The sequence below is a fragment of the Agrobacterium sp. CNPSo 3708 genome, assembly GCF_028674915.1.
Classification (GTDB): Bacteria; Pseudomonadota; Alphaproteobacteria; order Rhizobiales; family Rhizobiaceae; genus Agrobacterium; species Agrobacterium cavarae.
In genome coordinates, this window is record NZ_JAQZSF010000001.1 from 114,284 (window position 1) to 133,966 (window position 19,683).

Below are 19,683 nucleotides of genomic sequence, written 5' to 3' on the forward strand. Positions count from 1 at the left end.
AAAGAACGAATAATCCTGGTTCGGCAATTTTTCCGGGAACTTTATCAACTTCAAGACGTTCTTGACGGGTTATTGGAAATTTCTACCAAGATGGGACGCGATGACTACCACGAGCGAAACTGAACGCTATCCACGGATAGCACTCATATCGACGCATGGCTATGTAGCCGCACACCCGCCGCTTGGCGCAGCCGACACCGGAGGACAGGTTGTCTATGTCCTCGAACTTGCAAAGAAACTCGGCCAGCTCGGCTATACCGTCGATCTTTACACCCGCCGCTTTGAGAACCAACCGGAAATCGATGAGGTGGACGATCGCGTCCGCGTCGTTCGCATTCCCTGCGGCGGGAAAGAGTTTATTCCGAAGGAATATCTCCACCGCCATCTGCTGGAATGGTGCGAGAACGCGCTGCGCTTCATCAAAAAAAACGACCTCTCCTATTCCTTCATCAACAGCCACTACTGGGACGCCGGTGTCGCGGGACAGCGGCTTTCCGAAGCGCTGAAGATTCCCCACCTTCATACGCCCCATTCGCTGGGTATCTGGAAAAAACGCCAGATGGAAACCGACTATCCGGAAAAGGCCGACACGTTCGAACTGGAGTTCAATTTCAAGGAACGCATCCAGCACGAACTGATCATCTATCGCAGCTGCGACATGGTGATTGCGACGACGCCGGTGCAGCTCGATGTGCTGCTCGAAGATTATGGACTGAAGCGCAAGCAGGTCCATATGATCCCGCCGGGATATGACGACAATCGCTTTTTCCCCGTGTCGGAAGCCTCGCGGCAGATGCTGCGTCAGCGTTTCGGCTTCGAAGGCAAGACCGTTCTGGCGCTTGGTCGTTTGGCCACCAATAAGGGCTATGATCTTCTGATCGATGGCTTCTCCGTGCTGGCCGAGCGCGAGCCCGAAGCACGTCTGCATCTTGCCGTCGGCGGCGAGAATATGGACCAGCAGGAGACAACGATCCTCAACCAGCTGAAAGAGCGGGTGAGCGAGTTGGGTCTGGAAGACAAGGTGGTCTTCTCCGGTTATGTCTCGGATGAGGATTTGCCGGATATCTACCGCGCTGCCGATCTCTTTGTCCTGTCCAGCCGTTACGAGCCCTTCGGCATGACGGCGATCGAGGCGATGGCAAGCGGCACGCCGACCGTGGTGACCATCCATGGCGGCCTCTTCCGAGCCGTTAGCTATGGGCGCCATGCGTTGTTTGCCGATCCTTTCGACAAGGAAGATCTTGGCATCACCATGATGAAGCCGTTCAAGCACGAGCGTCTCTACGGCCGCCTGTCGCGTATGGGAGCCCACAAGGCCCGCAGCCTGTTTACCTGGACGGGTATCGCGCAGCAGCTTCTGTCTGTGGTCGAAGGCCGCACGATGATGCCCGTTCTGGAGGAATCCGATTGGGCCGAACCATGGAATGACGGCGATTGAAACCCGTTCGCCTCTTTTCCACTGACTTGGATGGCACCGTCGTCGGCAATCATGAGGCGACGGCGCGCTTTCGCGATTTCTGGCACGCGCTACCGAAAGAGACACGCCCGCTCTTGGTCTTCAACAGCGGGCGACTGATCGACGATCAGCTCGAACTCCTGGACTCTGTGCCTCTGCCTCGCCCGGATTATATCATCGGCGGGGTGGGCACCATGTTGTCACGCCAGGACGAGCCGAGGCTTTCGCAAGCCTATACCTCGCAGCTTGGCGCGGCGTTTGACGCCGACAAGATCGCGTCGGTGATGAAAGATGTTCCGGGCATCAGTCTACAGCCCGACCGATACCAGCATGGGCTGAAATCCAGCTGGTATCTGCACGATGCCGATGACGACATGCTGGCAGACATCGAGCGGCGGCTCAACGACAATGGTGTTGCCGCGCGGATCGTCTATTCCAGCGCACGGGATCTCGATGTCCTTCCCCGCGCCGCGGACAAGGGAGCGGCGATTCGCTGGCTCTGCGATCACCTTGGCATCGGGCTCGATGAAACCGTGGTAGCGGGCGATACCGGCAACGATCGGGCCATGTTCGAACTGCCAGGCGTGCGGGGCGTGGTCGTCGCCAATGCGCTTGAAGAGCTGAAATCTTTTGCCGCCGGTAAACATAATATGATCATCACGCTCAAAGAAGAAGCAGACGGCGTTACAACGGGGCTGAAGCACTGGATTTCTTCTTCCGAGACCCAAAAATAGCCCAGAAATATTGGTGCAAGAGTGGGACATCTGCATTGACCCACTCTCTTCATAAGCAGACAATGAAATTCGCCGAACGCTTCGTGGTTCGGGCCTTTGCACACTTCTACCCTGAAAGGAATACCCCGCGTTGAACCTTCTGAGCCGTCTGGCCCAAGACGTCGGCCTGATGCTGCGCCGTCCCCCTCGACAGCAATATGGTGCCATATGCCACCGCCGTAACAAGAAGCACGGCGATGTTGAGGTATTGCTGCTTACCAGCCGGGACACCGGACGGTGGGTCATCCCGAAGGGGTGGCCAATGGAAGGCAAGAAGGCGTATGCGGTCGCAGAACGCGAGGCTTTCGAAGAGGCGGGTGTGCGGGGAACCGTGCAGAAGGAGCCCTTCGGCTTCTTCCACTATGAGAAAAAGCTGAAGAACGGGGTGAAGGTTACCTGCCTGGTGCAGGTTCACCTTCTGGAGGTCGCAGACCTCATCAAGAATTTTCCCGAACGGGAAAGCCGTAAGCTGGAATGGGTTTCGCCCGAGGAAGCGGAAAAGCGCGTCAACGAAATCGAGTTGAAGCAGCTTTTCGTCGCTTTCGGCAAGCATATGGCGAGGACCGCACCACCAGTGCCGCAAAAGGCCGCCAATTCTTAGATCATTCCCTTGTTTAATGGAAACGCTCTAATGACGACTTCGTGTCGCGAATACGCCAGCCAAGCGCTTTCAATGTCGCTATAAAGCGTTTCCATGACGCAATTTCCCGAAAACCGTAAAAAGCCGACACTCGACAAGGATCTCGACAAGATGACCCGCGTCGAGGAAGCAGTGAACCATCTCGGCCAGCGGTTCGTGGCGCCGGGTGCTGCACTCCTGTTCCTCGTGGTAACGGCTCTGGTCGCCAGTTCCTACGCCGGCGGGACGCCGGGCGCAGTTATCACGCTCGCCGCGGCCATCATCGGCGCCTATATGGCGATGAATATCGGTGCCAAGGACGTCGCCAATAATGTCGGGCCGGCTGTAGGCTCGAAGGCCCTGCCGCTGACGGCAGCACTCATCATCGCCGCGATCTGCGAGGTGTTCGGCGCTCTCATTACCGGCGGTAATGTTGTCGAGACGATTGCAAGCGGCATCGTTGACGTCAGGACGGTGCCTGATCCTCATGTCTTTGCCTGGGCCATGCTCGGCGCCATTCTGGCGGCGGCTCTTCTGGTCAATCTTTCCAATCTGCTCAAGGCGCCGATTTCCACCACGCACAGCATCGTCGGTGCGGTGGCAGGGGCAGGCACGGCCGCCTTCGGCGTCGGTGCGGTGGACTGGGCGTCACTCATTGGCATTGCGCTGACATGGGTACTAACGCCGTTCATCAGCGCCTTCTTCGCGGTCGCCCTGCTCGCCTTCATCAACCAAGTCATCATCGACCGCGACGACAAAATCGACGCCGCCCGCAAGTGGGTGCCAGTGCTGCTTGGCGTGATGGCCGGTGTCATGACCGCCTATCTCATGCGTTTTGGCTTGCATCGGGTGATCGATGTGCCGAGCGGCGTTTCCCTGGCAACCGGCCTGGCCGTCGGTCTCATCGGCTGGCGCCTCTGTATCCCGCTGATCCGCAATCAGTCCGAGGGTCTGGAAAATCGCAACCAGTCGCTTCGCACGCTGTTCCAGTGGCCCCTGATTTTTGCAGCAGCACTCATGTCTTTCGGCCACGGCGCCAATGACGTGTCCAATGCGATCGGCCCCGTCGTTGCCATCGTCAGGGCCGATTATGGCAACCTCAACGATGTGTTCGCGCCGGCGCCGCAATGGGTGATGCTGATCGGCGCATTTGGCCTGTCTTGCGGCATCCTGCTGTTCGGGCCGCGCCTGATCCGGCTCGTCGGCGAACAGATCACCAAGCTCAACCCGATGCGTGGCTTTTGCGTTTCCACCTCAACGGCGCTCACCGTCCTCACCGCCTCGCATTTCGGCATGCCGGTCAGCACCACCCACACCGCGATCGGCGCCGTCTTCGGTGTCGGCTTCTTCCGCGAATGGTATACGGCACAGGGCCGAAAGCAGCAGGAGGCTCTGCGTAAGAGCCTTGCGCCGGTCGATCCTTCAACTGACGAGCCGGACGAAAATGCTTCTGAGACGCGGCGGCGCTATCTCGTGCGCCGGTCGCACTTTATGACGATCATCGCGGCCTGGATCATCACGCTTCCGGCAAGTGCTGCACTTGCCGCCGCGCTCTACGCAATTATCCATCTTCTGTTTATATGAGCGGACAGATCATCAACGTATCGAAGTACTGACATGCGTGCCAATTTCAGAATGCAGCGGCTTTACGTCAGCCAGTCCTTGCGGGCGGGAGAGAGTATCGAGGCCGATAGCGACCAGTTCAACTATCTGGCCAATGTGCTGCGCATGGGCGACGGCGCGGAAATCCTGCTCTTCAACGGGCGCGACGGCGAATGGAAGGCGAAGCTCTCTTTCCCAACGCGCAAGAAGATCATGCTTGTTCCGCTGGAGGAGACGCGGCCCCAACCGGAAAAGCCGGACCTGCACTATATATTCGCGCCACTGAAGACCGGGCGCCTGGATTATCTGGTGCAGAAGGCGGTGGAAATGGGCGCCGGCGTTCTTCGCCCTGTTCTGACCCAGCATATTCAGGGCAAGATCACCAATCTCGACAAACTACGGGCCAATGTCATCGAGGCTGCGGAACAATGCGGTATTCTCGCCGTTCCGCATGTCGAGGAACCCGTGCGGCTGAAGGATCTGATGGAAGACTGGTCGCCTTCACGCCGGATCATCTACTGCGACGAAGGCGATGCCGGGCAAAATCCCTTGCCTGCCCTTCGCGAGATCAAGGAAAAGCAACTGGCGCTTCTCGTCGGACCAGAGGGCGGCTTTTCGGAGGAGGAACGACAGTTGCTGCGCAGCAAGGCCTTTGTGACGCCAATCCCCTTGGGACCGCGCATCTTGCGGGCCGATACGGCAGCGGTCGCAGCACTTGCGGTCATTCAGGCAAGTATCGGCGACTGGAAATAATTGAGCGGTTGATGTCGCGCTCGCGCAAATTCGCAGCATGAGTTCATGCTTAAAAGAAATTCATTTGCTTGCGCAGGCACGGCACCCTATCAGCGATGGCAATATCGCTGCGCAGGCAGCAAAGACAACAAGGTAATTTCATGGCCCGCGACACGACCGACCAGACGCCAATTTCCTCCGTGCAGGAACTGACAGATTATCTGGCCGGAGGCTGCAAGCCTAAAGACAAGTTCAGGATCGGCACGGAGCACGAGAAATTCGCCTTCTTCCGTGAGGGCAATAAGCCGGTTCCCTATTTCGGTGATGCCAGCATTTCGGCGCTGCTGAAGGGCATGCAGGAAAAGCTCGGCTGGGAGCCGATCATGGACGGCGACAATATCATCGGCCTTAGCGAGCCGAGCGGTATGGGCGCGATTTCCATCGAGCCCGGCGGCCAGTTCGAGCTTTCCGGCGCCCCTTTGGAAAACCTGCATGAAACCTGCCGGGAATCCAACCAGCATCTGGCGACGCTGCGCGACATTGCTGAGCCGATGGGCATTCGTTTTCTCGGCATTGGCGGAAGCCCGCTCTGGACGCTTGAAGAAACGCCGCGAATGCCGAAGTCGCGCTATGCGATCATGAGCAACTACATGCCCAAGGTCGGCACCAAGGGCCTGGACATGATGTACCGGACCTGCACCATTCAGGTTAATCTGGACTTTTCTTCCGAAGAAGACATGCGACGCAAGATGCGCGTTTCCATGAAACTGCAGCCGCTTGCGACCGCTCTTTTTGCGTCCTCACCCTTTACCGAAGGCAAGCCGAACGGGCTTCTCTCCTGGCGCGGCGATATCTGGCGCGATACCGACAATCAGCGCTCCGGCGTTCTTCCCTTCACGTTCAAGCCGGATTTCGGCTTCAAGGATTATGTCGAGTGGGCGCTCGACGTGCCGATGTATTTCATCGTGCGCGACGGCAAGTATCGCGACTGTACCAACATTACCTTCCGCCAGTTCATGGCCGGCGCCTTGAAGGGCGAGATCGCCGAATGGGAACCCAATCTCGGTGACTGGACCAACCACCTGTCAACGCTTTTCCCCGATGTGCGCCTCAAGCGTTTTCTGGAAATGCGCGGTGCCGACGGCGGCCCATGGCGGCGCATCTGTGCGCTGCCGGCCTTCTGGGTCGGTCTCCTCTATGACGACGAGGCGCTGGCCGCAGCCGACCAGTTCACCGCAGACTGGCAGGTGGACGATGTGATCGGACTTCGCAATGCCGTGCCGATGGAAGGTCTCAAGGCGATGATTGCCGGGCGTGATCTCCTGGACGTTGCGCGCGATGTGGTGGCGATTTCGCGCAAGGGCCTGCAAAACCGGACGCGTCTGAACCGTGAAGGACAGGATGAGAGCGTATTCCTCTCGCCCTTGGAAGAGGTTCTTGCCAAGAAGTCGACGCTCGCTGACGATCTTCTGGCGCTCTATCATGGCCGCTGGCAGCAGTCGGTTCTGCCCGTCTTTGAAGAGTATCAGTATTGATAGCGCTGCCCCTGGCGGCCAGAGGCAGCAGCCCCGGCTTTACGGTCTGAACGCAAAAAAGCCCGGTGCGGCTTGAGCCTGACACCGGGCAAAGGCAGGGCTATTGGCAATCACCCTGCGGGGAAACTTGACGCTGGGTCTAAACCCGGCGTTTGGAAATCAGCGGCGGCGAATGCGCGTGAAGCGGGAGCTCGCGCGCATCTTGGCGGCGCGCGCCAATTGCAGGGTTGGATCGTCCAGCAGGCCGATCTCAAGCGCTTTCGTCACATCGCTGCGCACCAGTCCGATATCGGCCAGCTGTTGATCGGTCATCTCCGTCAGCTTGTTAACGGCCAGACGGTTCATGATGGAACGCGCGAGTTTCGCCACACGATTGATAGCCATGGTCCAGCGCGTCTCTAGCGAGATGGCGGGGGCTATAATCTGCAATTCCATTTTCCGTTCTGCCGTGCGCATGACACTGTCCTTCCTTTGAGGCACGTGAAGATATCGCTTCGCGCTTTCGCACGAAGAGTGGTGAGGTTGAGGCCGCAGCGGGTAAGCGTCGGCGGGTTGATCGGATGTCTTGAGCGTCAAAATGTCGCAAGACTATTGATCAGTCCAACGAATGTTTCTAATGTCAGATATCAATTGCTCTTATGGATGATCTATCATGTCCGCTCCGCTCGATATCGATCAGCTTCACACCTTCATCGCCATCGTCGATACGGGCAGCTTTACCAAGGCGGCCGACCGGGTGTTCAAGACGCAGTCGGCGGTCTCCATGCAGATGCGCAGGCTGGAAGAGCGGCTCGGCAAGCAGCTTTTCGCCAAGGACGGACGCGGAAACAGGCTGACCGCTGAAGGCGAGAAGCTGATGCATTATGCCCGCCGGATCATTCGCCTCAACAACGAGGCGGTCGCAGCCTTCGACGACAACCGGCTGGAAGGCACGCTTCGCATCGGCACGCCGGACGATTATGCCGACCGCTATATGCCAGAGATCATCGGGCGCTTTGCCAAGACCCATCCCAATGTCGAGCTCTATATCGTCTGCGAGCCGTCGATCAGCCTTGCCGAAAAGATGGCACGCGGCGAACTCGATATCGCGCTCGTGACGCACAACCCACGGACGCGCGTGTCGGATATCGTCCGCACCGAGCCACTCTGCTGGGTCACCTCGGCAAACCATCCACTGCGTGACGATGCGCCCGTGCCGCTTGCCGTCGGGCGACGCGACTGCCACTGGCGGCAGCTTGCCTGCTCGGCTCTCGATGCCGACGGACGCGACTATCAGGTCCTTTTCACCAGCTGGTCTTCGACCGTGATCGCTGCTGCAGTTCTTGCCGGAATGGCCGTGTCGGTTCTCCCGGAATCGACGCTTCGGACCGGCATGCGGGTTCTGACCTCTGCCGATGGCTTTCCGCCTCTGCCGCCGGTACAGATCGGCTTGATGAAGCGTCCGGGCCTGTCGCCCTCGCTGGTCAATGCCATCACCGATCATATTACCGCCTGCCTCGACAACATCACACTGGGTCCTGTCCCGGAGGATATGGACTCGCGGGTGAAGATGCTGCCTGGCATGCAGAAGCTCAAAGCCAACTATATCGCGCCGGGCTGGTAATTTCGCTCTGCCCGTCCTCGTTCAATAGTTTGATCTTTCCGTAAGAAGCGCAGGGTGATAGGAAAAACCTATCATGCTCACACTTCGACAGATGCGATATTTCGACGCCTTGGCGCGCACCCTGCACTTCGGCAAGGCTGCGGCGGAGGCGCATATTAGTCAGCCGGCACTTTCCGTACAAATCATGGACATGGAAGAGCATCTCGGCGTCAAGCTGGTGGAACGCGGCCGCGGTGACATCACCATCACGCCGAAGGGCGAGGAGGTGCTGCAGCATGTGCGGACCATTCTTCTGGAGGTGGAACGGCTGGAAGACGCCGCGCGCAAGACCTCAGGCGCGCTGGAAGGGCTGGTGCGGATCGGGATCATTCCAACCATCGCGCCCTATCTCGTTCCCAAGCTCGTGCCGCACCTGCGCGCCCATCACGCTCTGGTCGAGATCGAGCTGAAGGAAACCGTCACCGACCGTCTTCTCTCGGATCTCGCGGCACGCAAGCTGGATGCGGTAATTGCTGCCATCCCAGTGGTCGGCGAAGGGTTGGAGACCTGCCACCTTTTCACCGATCGCTTCTTCATGGCGACCGCAAAGAGCGACGACAAGGTGCTCGTCTCTCCCGTCAATGAAGGCCAGGTTGACATGGACCGGCTGCTCCTTCTTGAGGAAGGCCACTGCCTTCGCGATCAGGCCCTGGCGGTCTGCGATGCGGCGGGCAAGCGCAGCCTTGTCAATTACGGCGCAACCTCGATGGCGACGCTGCTGCAGATGGTGTCCCATGACATGGGAATGACGCTAATCCCGGAGATTGCCATTCCGACCGAGACGATGCGCAATAATCTTCGCATCGTTCCTTTTGCCGATCCGGCCCCTGCACGAGAGATCGGTCTCGTCTGGCGCATGGCCAGCGGCCGTAAAGGCGACATCGCCGCCCTTGCGGATGCCATCCGGCAGTGCATCCGCTAGAGCGCCGTGCGTCCTATTCCAGCGCGAGCCAGATGAAGAGCCAGCCCCACATCAAGACGAGAGCGACAAAGCCGGTAATGAAGGCCGGGCCGCGGTAGCGCAGACGGTTGCTGGTGACGTGAATGTAGGAATGGAAGACCCGCGACAGAACGAAAATCCAGCCGAGCACGACGGTGACGATATTGTCCGCATCGGTGATGTAGAGCAGCAGACATGCCGCGTGGAAGAGCATCGGCAGTTCGAACTGGTTAGCGATGTTCTTGTTGACCAGCTTGCTCTCGGGCGCTTCTTCGCCAGCATCGCGGAAGCGGCGCACGGCGTCACCGTCGAGGAAGGTGAATTTCTTTCGGCGATACGCCAGCAGACCATAAAGCCAGAAGACGAGAAAGGCATGGGCAATCATTGGCCAGAACATTGCGCTCGTCGTGGACATGCGGCGTTTCTCCTTCTTACAAAAAGACGCTCCCCGAACCGGGTTCGGAGAGCGTGAGATCATCTTTATCGTCTATTCGCAGGAAACGGAATATCAAACAGCGCCGGGATAGTTCGGGCTCTCGCGGGTAATCGTCACGTCGTGGGCGTGGCTTTCACGCAGGCCTGCACCTGAGATGCGCACGAACGTCGCGCGTTCCTGGAAGTCCTTGATCGTTCCACCGCCGACGTAACCCATGGCCGCCTTCAGACCGCCGGCAAGCTGATGCAACACGCCGGAGACCGGGCCCTTGTAAGGAACCTGGCCTTCGATGCCTTCCGGGACGAGCTTCAGCGTATCGCGCACTTCGGCCTGGAAGTAACGGTCTGCCGAGCCGCGGGCCATGGCGCCAACCGAGCCCATGCCACGATAGGCCTTGAAGGAGCGGCCCTGATAGAGGAACACTTCGCCTGGGCTTTCATCCGTACCGGCCAGCAGCGAGCCGATCATTACGGCGGATGCGCCAGCAGCGATTGCCTTGGCAAGGTCGCCGGAGAACTTGATGCCGCCATCGGCAATGACGGGGATATCTGCCGCCTGCGCCGCTTCGACAGCGGACATGATGGCGGCAAGCTGCGGAACGCCGACACCGGCGACGATGCGCGTGGTGCAGATCGAGCCCGGGCCGATACCGACCTTGACGGCATCCGCACCGGCGTCGATCAGTGCCTTGGTGCCCGTCGACGTCGCGACGTTACCGGCAACGACGCGAACCGAATTCGACATCTTCTTGACGTGGCTTACCGCATCGAGAACACGCTGCGAATGACCGTGTGCAGTGTCGACGACCAGAACGTCAACACCCACCGCAATCAGACGCTCGGCGCGCTCGATGGCATCGTCGCCCACGCTGATCGCGGCAGCGGCACGCAAGCGGCCCTGCGCATCCTTCGTGGCGTTCGGGTTCAGCTGCGACTTCTCAATGTCCTTGACGGTGATGAGGCCGACACAGTTGCCCTTGCCATCAACGACCAGCAGCTTCTCGATGCGGTGCTTATGCAGAAGATGGCGGGCTTCCTGCTGATCGACGCTGCTTTCCTTGACAGTGACGAGGTTTTCGCGCGTCATCAGCTCATAGATTTTCTGGCCCGGATCGGAGGCAAAACGCACGTCGCGGTTGGTCAGAATGCCGACGAGACGGCCAACCTTGTGCCCGCCGCTGCCACCGTTTTCGACGACCGGAATACCGGAAATGCCGTGCGCCTTCATCAGTGACTGGGCTTCGGCCAGTGTTGCATCCGGGCCAATCGTGACCGGGTTGACGACCATGCCGCTTTCGAACTTCTTGACCTGGCGAACCTCTTCGGCCTGCTCGACCGGCGTCAGGTTGCGGTGAATGACGCCGATGCCGCCGGCCTGCGCCATGGCAATTGCCAGACGGCTTTCGGTCACGGTGTCCATTGCCGAAGAGAGAATGGGAAGGTTGAGCTCGATATCATGCGCGATACGTGTCGCGATGTTCGTCTGGCCGGGCATGACTTCAGAATGCCCCGGCTGGAGGAGCACGTCGTCGAACGTCAGCGCGTCGAGACCAGTGGGAGTTTCAATGATGCGTGCCATGGCCAAATTCCTTCATTATGAAATGCATGGCCGATCCGGAACGAATGTTCACCCCGGCGGTCCTGCAAAGGATTGCTTGGAAGTTGGCGAGGGCTGGTAACACGGTTATGACGGGAAGGGAATAGAAAAAACCCGGAATGCTGTGCAATGCACCATAGAGCGACGAGCCGCGATGGTGTCGCCGCGGCTCGAACTGCTTTGGATCATCGATTACGGGTCAGATATCGAACTGGTAGGACTTCGGCACAAACCTGTATCCAGTATCGAGTTTTTCCGCGTAACCGACAGATGGGAACGGCATGTGGTAGCCGAGGAAGGCGACGCGGTCTGTCGCGACCATGTCGAAAACCTTCTTGCGCGTCGCGGCAGCCGCCGACTTGTCCATATCGAAGCGTACCTCCCACTCTGGACGCTGCAGCGACAGCACGAAGTGGTTTGCGGTATCGGCGGTCAGGATCAGCCGCTTGCTGCTGGACTCGACATTGAAGATCATGTGACCCGGAGAGTGACCGAAGGCGGCAATCGCACTGATGCCAGGCACGACATCAGCACCATCACCGATGAAGGTCGCCTTTTCCGCCAATGGCTTCACATTGGCAAGCACCGCCTTATGACCATTTTCGGCAGGCGTGCCGACACGCTTTTCGTCGGTCCAGAAGTCGTATTCTTTCTGGCCGAAGACGTAGCGTGCCTTCGGGAAGGCTGGCTTGCCCTTCTCCATCAGGCCGCCAATATGGTCGCCATGCATATGGGTCAGAACCACAACGGTTACGTCTTCCGGCGTATAACCGGCCGCGGCCAGTCCTTCGAGGAGCCGTCCATTGCCGGATTCACGTCCCTGCTCGCCAAAGCCGGTGTCGAACAACACGAGGTCGGACCCGGTATTGATCAAGGCGGGCGAGAAGCTGTTGACGAATTGATCCGTCGGCAAAAAGTTCTTCTGCAGCAGCTCGCCGACGGCTTCCGGACTTTGGTTCGTGCCGAAGGTTTCGCCGGGCTTGCCGGAAGGACGCGCACCGTCCTTGACGACCAGAACCTCAAAGTCTCCAAGCTTGAAACGATTGGTTTCGGGCGGCATTGCGTGGTTGATCTCCATGGACGTTTGGGGCTGGGTTGTCTGGGCACTTGCTGCGCCGCTGAGCACAAAGGGGGCCACTGCTCCGGCGCCTGCCGTGCCGAGCAGCACGCGCCGGCTGATGTTCATCCTGTCCGTCATGACTATCTCCACTTGTTAGGGTACCAAGGGGTTTAACGAGCATTTGCGGCATTCGGTTCATTAGCAGTTCCTCACAGCGTCGTGAGGAGGACAACGGTCCTTTTCTTGCCAAATGTTTAGTTGGCAAGTCATCGATGCGGGAGTAGTAAGTGGTCCGAACTTTGTCGATGCGGGGTGGGCCGCAGTCAAGCCATGAACAGAATCATTCCGCTTATCCTCGCCGTCGCCCTTTTCATGGAGCAGATGGACTCGACCGTAATCGCCACGGCTTTGCCGGCGATCGCGAGGGATCTGAATGTCGGCCCGATCACGCTGAAGCTCGCGCTGACCGCCTATATGGTGTCGCTTGCCATCTTCATTCCTATCAGCGGCTGGATGGCCGACAAGTTTGGTGCGAAGAAGATTTTCCGCTTTGCCATCGCGGTCTTCGTCATCGGCTCCATCTGCTGTGCGGTGTCCGGCTCTGTTGTGGAATTCGTCGTCTCGCGCTTCCTGCAGGGTGTGGGCGGCGCGATGATGACGCCCGTCGGGCGCCTCGTTCTATTGCGCACCACCAAGCGCACCGATCTCGTTTCGGCCATGGCGTTGCTGACCATTCCGGCGCTTGTGGGACCGCTGACCGGTCCACCCATCGGCGGCTTCATCACCACCTATTTTTCCTGGCACTGGATTTTCCTGATCAACGTCCCGATCGGCGTGATCGGCATCTGGCTTTCGACGATCTATCTTCCGGAGATCGAGACCACCAATCCACCGCCCATGGACTTTCTCGGCTTCATCCTGTCCGGCCTTGCCGCATCCGGCGTGGTGTTCGGCTTTTCGGTGGTCAGCCTGCCCGCTCTACCGCCCTATGTCGGCATTGCAGCGATTATCATCGGCTTCATCTGCGGCGCGCTTTACGTCCGCCACGCCAAAATCCACCCGGCGCCGATCCTGGATTTCAAGATTTTCCGGAACGCCACATTCCGCACTGCCTCCATCAGCGGAACCGTCTTTCGCATCTCGACGGGTGCTATTCCCTTCCTGATGCCATTGATGTTGCAGATCGGCTTTGGCCTCAACCCGTTCCAGTCGGGCATGATTACCTTTGCCGGGGCCATCGGCGCCATCACGACCAAGTTCATGGCGCGCCGTGTCTTTGCCGCGACCGGCTTCAAAGCGACTTTGATCAGTGCTGGCGTGGTCGGTGCCTGCACGACGGTCGTGAATAGTTTCTTTACGCCGCAGACGCCCTATTCGCTGATCATGATCTGCCTGGTGGTCGCCGGCTTTGCCCGCTCGTTCTTCTTCACCGGCACGAATGCCCTCAGCTACTCCGATATCGATGACCATCAGGCGAGCCAGGCCACATCCATGGCCTCCGTGCTGCAGCAGATCAGCCTGGCGCTCGGCGTCGCCTTCGCAGCGACAATTCTGGAAGTCAGCAGCTACTTTTCCGGCGGCCATCTCCAGCTTGCCGATTTCCATCTCGCCTTCGTGGTGGTGGCGCTGGTCTCGCTGTTTGCCACCCTGCCGCTGATTGCGATGGACAGGGGTGCCGGCGCCGAGGTTTCCGGCCACAGGAGCAAGGCCACACAGCCGGCTGAATGATCCTTTCCGTGGGTTCTATTCGTCGGGCGCTTCAGCCGGGGCTGCCTTGCGGCCCTTGAAGTGCTTCGCAAGCAGGAACATTTCCACTGATTCAGAGCGCGACGAGGCGGGCTTGATGTGAAGGACCTGCTTGAAGTTCTGCTTCAGCATGTCGAGCAACTGCTTCTCCGTGCCGCCCTGGAAGGTCTTGGCAAGGAAATGCCCGCCTTCCGCCAGAACCTGAACGGCGAAATCCGCCGCGACTTCGCACAGATGCATCGTGCGAATGTGGTCGGTCTTCTGGTGGCCGGTTGTGGGTGCCGCCATATCGGACAGAACGAGATCGGGCGTACCGCCAACAGCTTCCATCAGAAGATCAGGCGCGTTTGGATCGAGGAAGTCGAGCTGCAGGATTTTTACACCGGGGATCGGATCGAGCTCGAGGAAGTCGATCGCTGCGACGCGAATATCGTCTTCGGTCGAATCCGTCACCTTCGCGGCAATCTGCGACCAGCTGCCGGGAGCAGCACCCAGGTCGATGATGCGGCGTGCATCTTTGAGGATCTGGTGCTTGTCGTTGATTTCCAGAAGCTTGAAGGCCGCACGGGCGCGGTAGCCTTCCAGCTTAGCGCGCTGCACGTATGGGTCGTTGATATGCCGCTCCAGCCACCGGCGGGACGATGCCTTCAGCTTCGTCTTCTTCACCTTCTGACCGATCTTGCGTCCGGTACGGTTGGTGCTCGTGGGCGCCTTGCTCATATCAACCCTTCCGCTCTGTTTTGCCCTGCGTCTGGGCACGGCGTATCTTGTTGCGGCGCCATGCGCCATCATCTGCCATCATATCGGTCAACAGGCCTTCACGCAGCCCACGATCTGCCACCCGCATGCGCCGTGCAGGCCAGCGCCTGCGGATCGCTTCCAGAATGGCGCAACCAGCAAGAACGAGGTCCGCACGATCCGGCCCAATGCAGGCATTGGCGGCGCGTCCGGCAAAATCCCAGGCGAGCAACTTGGTCTGCATGGCCGTGACCTCGGCATCCGACAGCCATAGCCCATCCACCTTGCGGCGATCGTAGCGCGGCAGATCGAGGTGGACACCGGCAAGCGTCGTCACCGTGCCGGAGGTGCCGATCAGATGAAAATCATCGAGTGTGGACTGGTCAGACAGTGGCGGGCAGTGGAATGCATCGAGCAGGCCTTCGACTTCCGTCACCATGGCCTCGAAAATCGCTGGCGTCACATCGCGACCGCCGTGGCGCTCCGAGAGCGTCACCACACCGACAGGAAGCGAGGTCCAATGGGTGATGTGGTTGGCAAGCCGGTTTGAGCGGTTTTCATTCAGCCGAATGACCGCGATTTCCGATGAGCCGCCGCCGATATCGAAGAGGACGACGGAGCGAGCTTCTCGTCCGACAAGCGACGAACAACCGGAGACGGCAAGGCGCGCTTCCGTCTCACGGCTAATGATTTCGAGATCAAGACCGGTCTCACGCGTCACGCGGGCAAGAAATTCTTCGCCGTTGGCAGCCGCGCGGCAGGCCTCGGTCGCGATCAGCCGCATGCGGCGAATGGGCCGTCCCGCAAGCTTTGCCGCGCAGACCTTCAGCGCTTCGACAGCACGATCCATCGCATCATCGGATAGTCGTCCGGTCGACACCAGTCCCTCGCCAAGGCGCACGATCCGCGAGAAGGCATCCACCACGCGGAATTGGCCCGGTCGCGTCGGCTGCGCTATCAGAAGGCGGCAATTGTTTGTACCAAGGTCGAGCGCCGCATACATATCGGAACTGGGCTCGAAAGCCTCCCGACCGGCGCCATGCCGCGAATGAGCAAAGCCTGCGGGCTCCACGACAACCGTTGCACCATTGGCTCCCTGGCCATTTTGCTTGGCGGCGGGTCGTGGCGCATGGCTTGGCACCAGTGGCCTGCCCTGCGGGTCGCGGTGCGGGCGCTTGCGATTGCGCGCTTTTCTTTTGCTGGATGGTTGCTGCTCAGGTCGCGCCGATAGGTCCGGCTTCTGAGCTTCTGCCGCAATGCCTGGAGGTGTTTTCTGAGCGCCCTGCCCGCCGGAACGCCTGCGGCGTTTGCGCTTACGCGGCTCTGCTCCAGGCTCGATACCGCCTGGGGGTGGAGGCTCCTGACGGGAGTCGGCAACAAGCAGTTGCGGCAAAGCAGGAGCGGAACGGTTCTTGCCGCCTCGCTTGCCCTTACCACGACGGGAACGCTTCGCCTTCCCTTTTTCTGCCACCGACGCCCCTGGTTCCGACGGCTTTACGCCGTTGCCGGGGTCAATCACTGTTTTTTCCATTCCGCCGCGCAAAGGCCTAAAGGCATGCCGCTGGCGTCCATAAGGTTACGTTGGCGTGACCTTACCAGTATGTGACATTCTAGCCAACCGATTTTTGGCCGCGCGAGAGATCGCGCCCTTCGTTTCGCGTTACGAATAAACAGTTCGCAGGTGCAAGGTCAATAGACACGGACATGCCATTGTTTTTCGTCGGTGTGCAGGAGGACTGATCTCAGTTCGGCACCATATTGCTTCCGCAGCCATGCAACCGTCCTCCGCTCCCAATCCCTTACTTCCGCCGCCTTTTTTGGATCGGCGCGGACCTCCTCGACCGTAAATGGATGCGAGGCGACGACCGTGTGCAGGGTCTTTTGTTTGGAATCGAGTTTCCGAAGCTTGCCATGCGCACCAGGGGTCATTGCCGACGCTGCAGCCGCATCGTGCATCCGGCGGACTTCATCTATGCCTACGCCGTAGACTACCGTCGGGGGCTTGGGATCGGCGATGTGGACAGACGCGGCGGGTTTGCGGGACGCCTCGTCGAAGATAAACTCCGTAGACCTGCCTTTGGCGTCACGCTTACGTGACCAAGATTCTAGAAGGATATGGTAGGCCATGATCGTGCCTCATCGTTTCAGAGGCACGATCATATAGTGAGAGATTTCGGCGTCGCGCTCCATGAGCCCGAAGCGCGGGTCGCGAGCCTTCTCTTCCATCGCGGCCAGCCAGTCGGCGCGACTCATCCCGTCGGGACGATATAGCTGAATGACCGGTCGCGGGAGACGCTTAAAACGCCCGCCACGATGTCCAGAAACGCGCCCGTTGACATATCTGCCAGTGCGGGAGATGACGCGCACGAGTGTTCCATGAAGCCATATGAGCGCAATTGAGCAAAGAACTGCGTCGGCTCGCGTTTGATCGTCAACGACGCGGGAGCGCCATCATTAAGGCGGACAAGCATGAAATAAATTGGAGGCCGTGGCATCCTAAGCACTCTAATGAATGACTTAGCATGGACCTAGATCTCACCGGCGGAATAGAAAGTTTGAGTGTAGTGACCGACTACAGTCATTCGCTGCGCTCATGACATCGGGTGCCTAGGTGGGCCCGTCACACTAATTGCACTCCAACAAGTTCCAGAGCTGCGCGCTCGACTCCCGGAATCAGTGCTGCGATGACCTCGTCCCCGTCCGGATAGCTTTCAAATATTATGTCTTTTTGACCCGCATGCACGACCGCGCAACGGACTTGGTAAACGAGGGCTGCGCCTACTTCCCACTGCGATCCATTCTCTAGCCCTTTACCCTTGACCTTTTTAAAAAGCGCAGCGGCAAAGCGATTGGTTTGCCGGAGTGGATAAAGTGCTGTCCGGCAGGCTACGAAGGCGTCTTGCTGTTGTTCCGCCAGGGCCCTGATTTGAGCCATCTCTGACTTCAATGCGTCAGCAGCCTCTTGAATAGAGCCACTCGGCTCCGCGTCGAACGACGCAAAAAGTTTCTCCTTCACCTGAGCGAGAAACAGAGCTTCTATCATTCGATAGAGTTCTAGGAACCTGAACTTTAGTGGAGACGTCCGAAACGAGTTTGCTAGGCAGCTGATGCACGTCTGGTTGAGGCGTTTCACTTGATCAGAAATTACTGCTTGGGTCGCCCCACCAAAAAGTAAACTTTCACCAACAAGTGGTTTCTCAACAACCCCAATGATCTCGCTGAACTTCTCCCAAGCAAGTCTTGGACCGAGCCTTACTTCCACGTTTCCTTGTAGCAAAGCTGAATGATCTTGGGCATCAGCACCAGCAGCGGCGCGGACTAGTGCTACCTCGAGGGCGGTGGCAAGCGCGCCTGTTTCATCTCCTGGAACACCGAAGAGCTCGGCCTCACCCGCTGTCTTGTGTGAGATTGACCAGTAAGCCTGACGCGTAAAGTTTCGAGGAAATAGATTCACTACGGGTGGCTCTACTTCTCCTCTGAGAATCTTAGTCGCTTCACCTGTGGCCTCAACACCTAGCTCGAAACGACCCAAACTTATCGGGCGGCTTGGATCAAGGTCATCAGCAGATTGTACTCCCAGAAGAGTTGCGAGTGTCATATGTCACATCATACTTGCAGATTGCGTCCAGCACTCGGTCATAGGACTCGTGCCATCCTGCATGATGTACTCGCGGACAGCCCTAAAAACTAATCCTCGAGTAGCTTCGCCCACGTTTGTCCGCTTGGTGTCTACCGCGCGACGAATTTGATCGAACGTCTCAACCCCTAGCGGATCGAAATCAGAACCGGATTCTGTATCTTTAACGAGCTTTTCCATGGACTTGGATAGCCGGTCCTGGAGCAAGTCGTTTTTATGGGCAAATCCGACCGCGGCAGCAAAACCCAGCACCACTGTGTCGTTCCCAAAAAATCGGTTTCTCTCATCACCAAGCGCCCGATCGAGTCGAAGCATCCAGTCTACAAACTGACGAAAACCGTCTCGCTGGTTGGCGTCATCTTCGGATAGATCAATCCCAAGAGAGTCCAGCGCCTCATCAACGACCATCGTTTCCACAACGAGGTTGGTCCTATCAACATTCGGGCTTCGCTGCATCCAAGCCTGAAATGCTTGAGCTAGGGTAGAAAGGTGGAATTGCCCAGGCTTCACCCGTCGCTTGTGGTCGCGCACCTTAATGATCTCAAGCCCGTTCAAGTCCTCCAAGTCCTTAGCAAGCCCTCCCGATAGAATATCGATCTGGTGCTTCATAGACATGGGTCGTTGCCCAGCGTTGAGTAGCAGCATACGATACGCAAGTGGGAAGAACGGAATGTTGATCCATATCTCGAGGCGCAACGACCGACGAAGATATGTATCTACTTCCTCTTCGGAGAGTTCAGCGAGCGTTTGGCGCAGAGCGTTCGTACGTTGAAGACCATCCACGATGTCCACATTCGCTGGCACCGTGTTAGCTATTGCAAACTCTAGGGCATCAAGGTCTTCCCTCGAAGCCTTGATAAATCCGGTGGCTGGATTGTACTTTTCCGTCACCGAAGCGTCAATTTCTCTAACGGCAAGCACAATTGTCGGTAGGATGCAGCCCATCCTCAGGTCAGCCCGGAGATTTTTGTAAGGCTTTGAACCTTTAATAATATCCCGCTGTATCTCGAGGTTATCTTCGGAGCCCTGAGTTTTTTCGAGATACCATTCATAGTCCGCACGCGCACTGACCATAAAGTTGTTGATGCGATTATCGTAATCAATGCCGACAACTTCAAACTGCATATAGCGGCCTCTGTTAAACCTTTGATGATTCCTTGAGAACGATGTC

18 protein-coding genes are annotated in these 19,683 nt (G+C 58.4%); 9 read left to right on the forward strand and 9 right to left on the reverse strand.

The annotated features are described in order from the left end of the window. Nucleotides 1–100 precede the first annotated feature (100 nt). The 6 genes from PVA19_RS00535 (at nucleotide 101) to PVA19_RS00560 (ending at nucleotide 6,717) form a co-directional block, all read left to right on the forward strand. The gene (locus PVA19_RS00535) at nucleotides 101–1,438 is read left to right on the forward strand and encodes a glycosyltransferase family 4 protein (RefSeq protein WP_274100849.1); all 1,338 of its coding nucleotides are present in this window, start codon (nucleotides 101–103) and stop codon (nucleotides 1,436–1,438) included. Then, nucleotides 1,435–2,190 (forward strand): HAD-IIB family hydrolase, encoded by a 756-nt coding sequence (locus PVA19_RS00540; protein WP_062438670.1) that lies wholly within the window; start codon nucleotides 1,435–1,437, stop codon nucleotides 2,188–2,190. The genes PVA19_RS00535 and PVA19_RS00540 overlap by 4 nt, the downstream gene beginning before the upstream one ends. 169 nt (nucleotides 2,191–2,359) lie before the next feature. Next, nucleotides 2,360–2,830, forward strand: coding sequence for an NUDIX hydrolase (locus PVA19_RS00545; protein ID WP_062439064.1), 471 nt, complete (start codon nucleotides 2,360–2,362; stop codon nucleotides 2,828–2,830). Nucleotides 2,831–2,923: 93 nt separating this feature from the next. Continuing rightward, on the forward strand, nucleotides 2,924–4,432 hold the full coding sequence (locus tag PVA19_RS00550) for an inorganic phosphate transporter (protein ID WP_274100850.1): 1,509 nt from the start codon (nucleotides 2,924–2,926) through the stop codon (nucleotides 4,430–4,432). 33 nt (nucleotides 4,433–4,465) lie between these two features. Continuing rightward, nucleotides 4,466–5,203 (forward strand): 16S rRNA (uracil(1498)-N(3))-methyltransferase, encoded by a 738-nt coding sequence (locus tag PVA19_RS00555; protein ID WP_274100851.1) that lies wholly within the window; start codon nucleotides 4,466–4,468, stop codon nucleotides 5,201–5,203. Nucleotides 5,204–5,343: 140 nt separating this feature from the next. Next, on the forward strand, nucleotides 5,344–6,717 hold the full coding sequence (locus PVA19_RS00560) for a glutamate--cysteine ligase (RefSeq protein ID WP_274100852.1): 1,374 nt from the start codon (nucleotides 5,344–5,346) through the stop codon (nucleotides 6,715–6,717). A 159-nt stretch (nucleotides 6,718–6,876) separates the two neighbouring features. Here the strand turns inward: PVA19_RS00560 and PVA19_RS00565 are convergent, their stop codons facing one another. Then, nucleotides 6,877–7,173 (reverse strand): DUF1127 domain-containing protein, encoded by a 297-nt coding sequence (locus PVA19_RS00565; RefSeq protein WP_274100853.1) that lies wholly within the window; start codon nucleotides 7,171–7,173, stop codon nucleotides 6,877–6,879. 196 nt (nucleotides 7,174–7,369) lie between these two features. On the opposite strand from PVA19_RS00565, the gene PVA19_RS00570 reads away from it, so the two are divergent. Continuing rightward, the gene (locus PVA19_RS00570; RefSeq protein WP_062426017.1) at nucleotides 7,370–8,320 is read left to right on the forward strand and encodes a LysR substrate-binding domain-containing protein; all 951 of its coding nucleotides are present in this window, start codon (nucleotides 7,370–7,372) and stop codon (nucleotides 8,318–8,320) included. Between the two features lie 73 nt (nucleotides 8,321–8,393). Further along, on the forward strand, nucleotides 8,394–9,281 hold the full coding sequence (locus PVA19_RS00575; protein WP_116493190.1) for a hydrogen peroxide-inducible genes activator: 888 nt from the start codon (nucleotides 8,394–8,396) through the stop codon (nucleotides 9,279–9,281). Between the two features lie 13 nt (nucleotides 9,282–9,294). Here PVA19_RS00575 and PVA19_RS00580 read toward each other — a convergent pair whose 3' ends face one another. The 3 genes from PVA19_RS00580 to PVA19_RS00590 form a co-directional block, all read right to left on the reverse strand. Further along, a complete protein-coding gene (locus PVA19_RS00580; protein WP_112956090.1) occupies nucleotides 9,295–9,696 on the reverse strand; it encodes an MAPEG family protein in 402 nt (133 codons plus the stop codon). A 111-nt stretch (nucleotides 9,697–9,807) separates the two neighbouring features. Next, nucleotides 9,808–11,313 (reverse strand): IMP dehydrogenase, encoded by a 1,506-nt coding sequence (gene guaB, locus PVA19_RS00585; RefSeq protein WP_274100854.1) that lies wholly within the window; start codon nucleotides 11,311–11,313, stop codon nucleotides 9,808–9,810. Between the two features lie 217 nt (nucleotides 11,314–11,530). Further along, the gene (locus PVA19_RS00590) at nucleotides 11,531–12,529 is read right to left on the reverse strand and encodes an MBL fold metallo-hydrolase (RefSeq protein WP_274100855.1); all 999 of its coding nucleotides are present in this window, start codon (nucleotides 12,527–12,529) and stop codon (nucleotides 11,531–11,533) included. 192 nt (nucleotides 12,530–12,721) lie between these two features. Between PVA19_RS00590 and PVA19_RS00595 the strand changes: the two genes are divergently transcribed. Then, nucleotides 12,722–14,119, forward strand: a complete 1,398-nt coding sequence (locus PVA19_RS00595; RefSeq protein ID WP_274100856.1) for an MDR family MFS transporter — start codon at nucleotides 12,722–12,724, stop codon at nucleotides 14,117–14,119. 15 nt (nucleotides 14,120–14,134) lie between these two features. On the opposite strand, the gene PVA19_RS00600 is transcribed toward PVA19_RS00595, so the two are convergent. The 5 genes from PVA19_RS00600 to PVA19_RS00620 form a co-directional block, all read right to left on the reverse strand. Then, nucleotides 14,135–14,857, reverse strand: a complete 723-nt coding sequence (locus tag PVA19_RS00600) for an RlmE family RNA methyltransferase (RefSeq protein WP_062426022.1) — start codon at nucleotides 14,855–14,857, stop codon at nucleotides 14,135–14,137. Between the two features lies 1 nt (nucleotide 14,858). After that, complete coding sequence (locus PVA19_RS00605; RefSeq protein WP_337993127.1) at nucleotides 14,859–16,406, reverse strand: Ppx/GppA phosphatase family protein; 1,548 nt, start codon at nucleotides 16,404–16,406, stop codon at nucleotides 14,859–14,861. Nucleotides 16,407–16,564: 158 nt separating this feature from the next. Next, entirely contained in the window at nucleotides 16,565–17,002 is a 438-nt protein-coding gene (locus PVA19_RS00610; RefSeq protein ID WP_274100858.1) for a hypothetical protein, read from the reverse strand. Between the two features lie 493 nt (nucleotides 17,003–17,495). After that, on the reverse strand, nucleotides 17,496–18,473 hold the full coding sequence (locus PVA19_RS00615) for a hypothetical protein (protein WP_274100859.1): 978 nt from the start codon (nucleotides 18,471–18,473) through the stop codon (nucleotides 17,496–17,498). Between the two features lie 3 nt (nucleotides 18,474–18,476). Then, nucleotides 18,477–19,637, reverse strand: a complete 1,161-nt coding sequence (locus PVA19_RS00620; protein WP_274100860.1) for a hypothetical protein — start codon at nucleotides 19,635–19,637, stop codon at nucleotides 18,477–18,479. Between the last annotated feature and the right edge of the window lie 46 nt (nucleotides 19,638–19,683).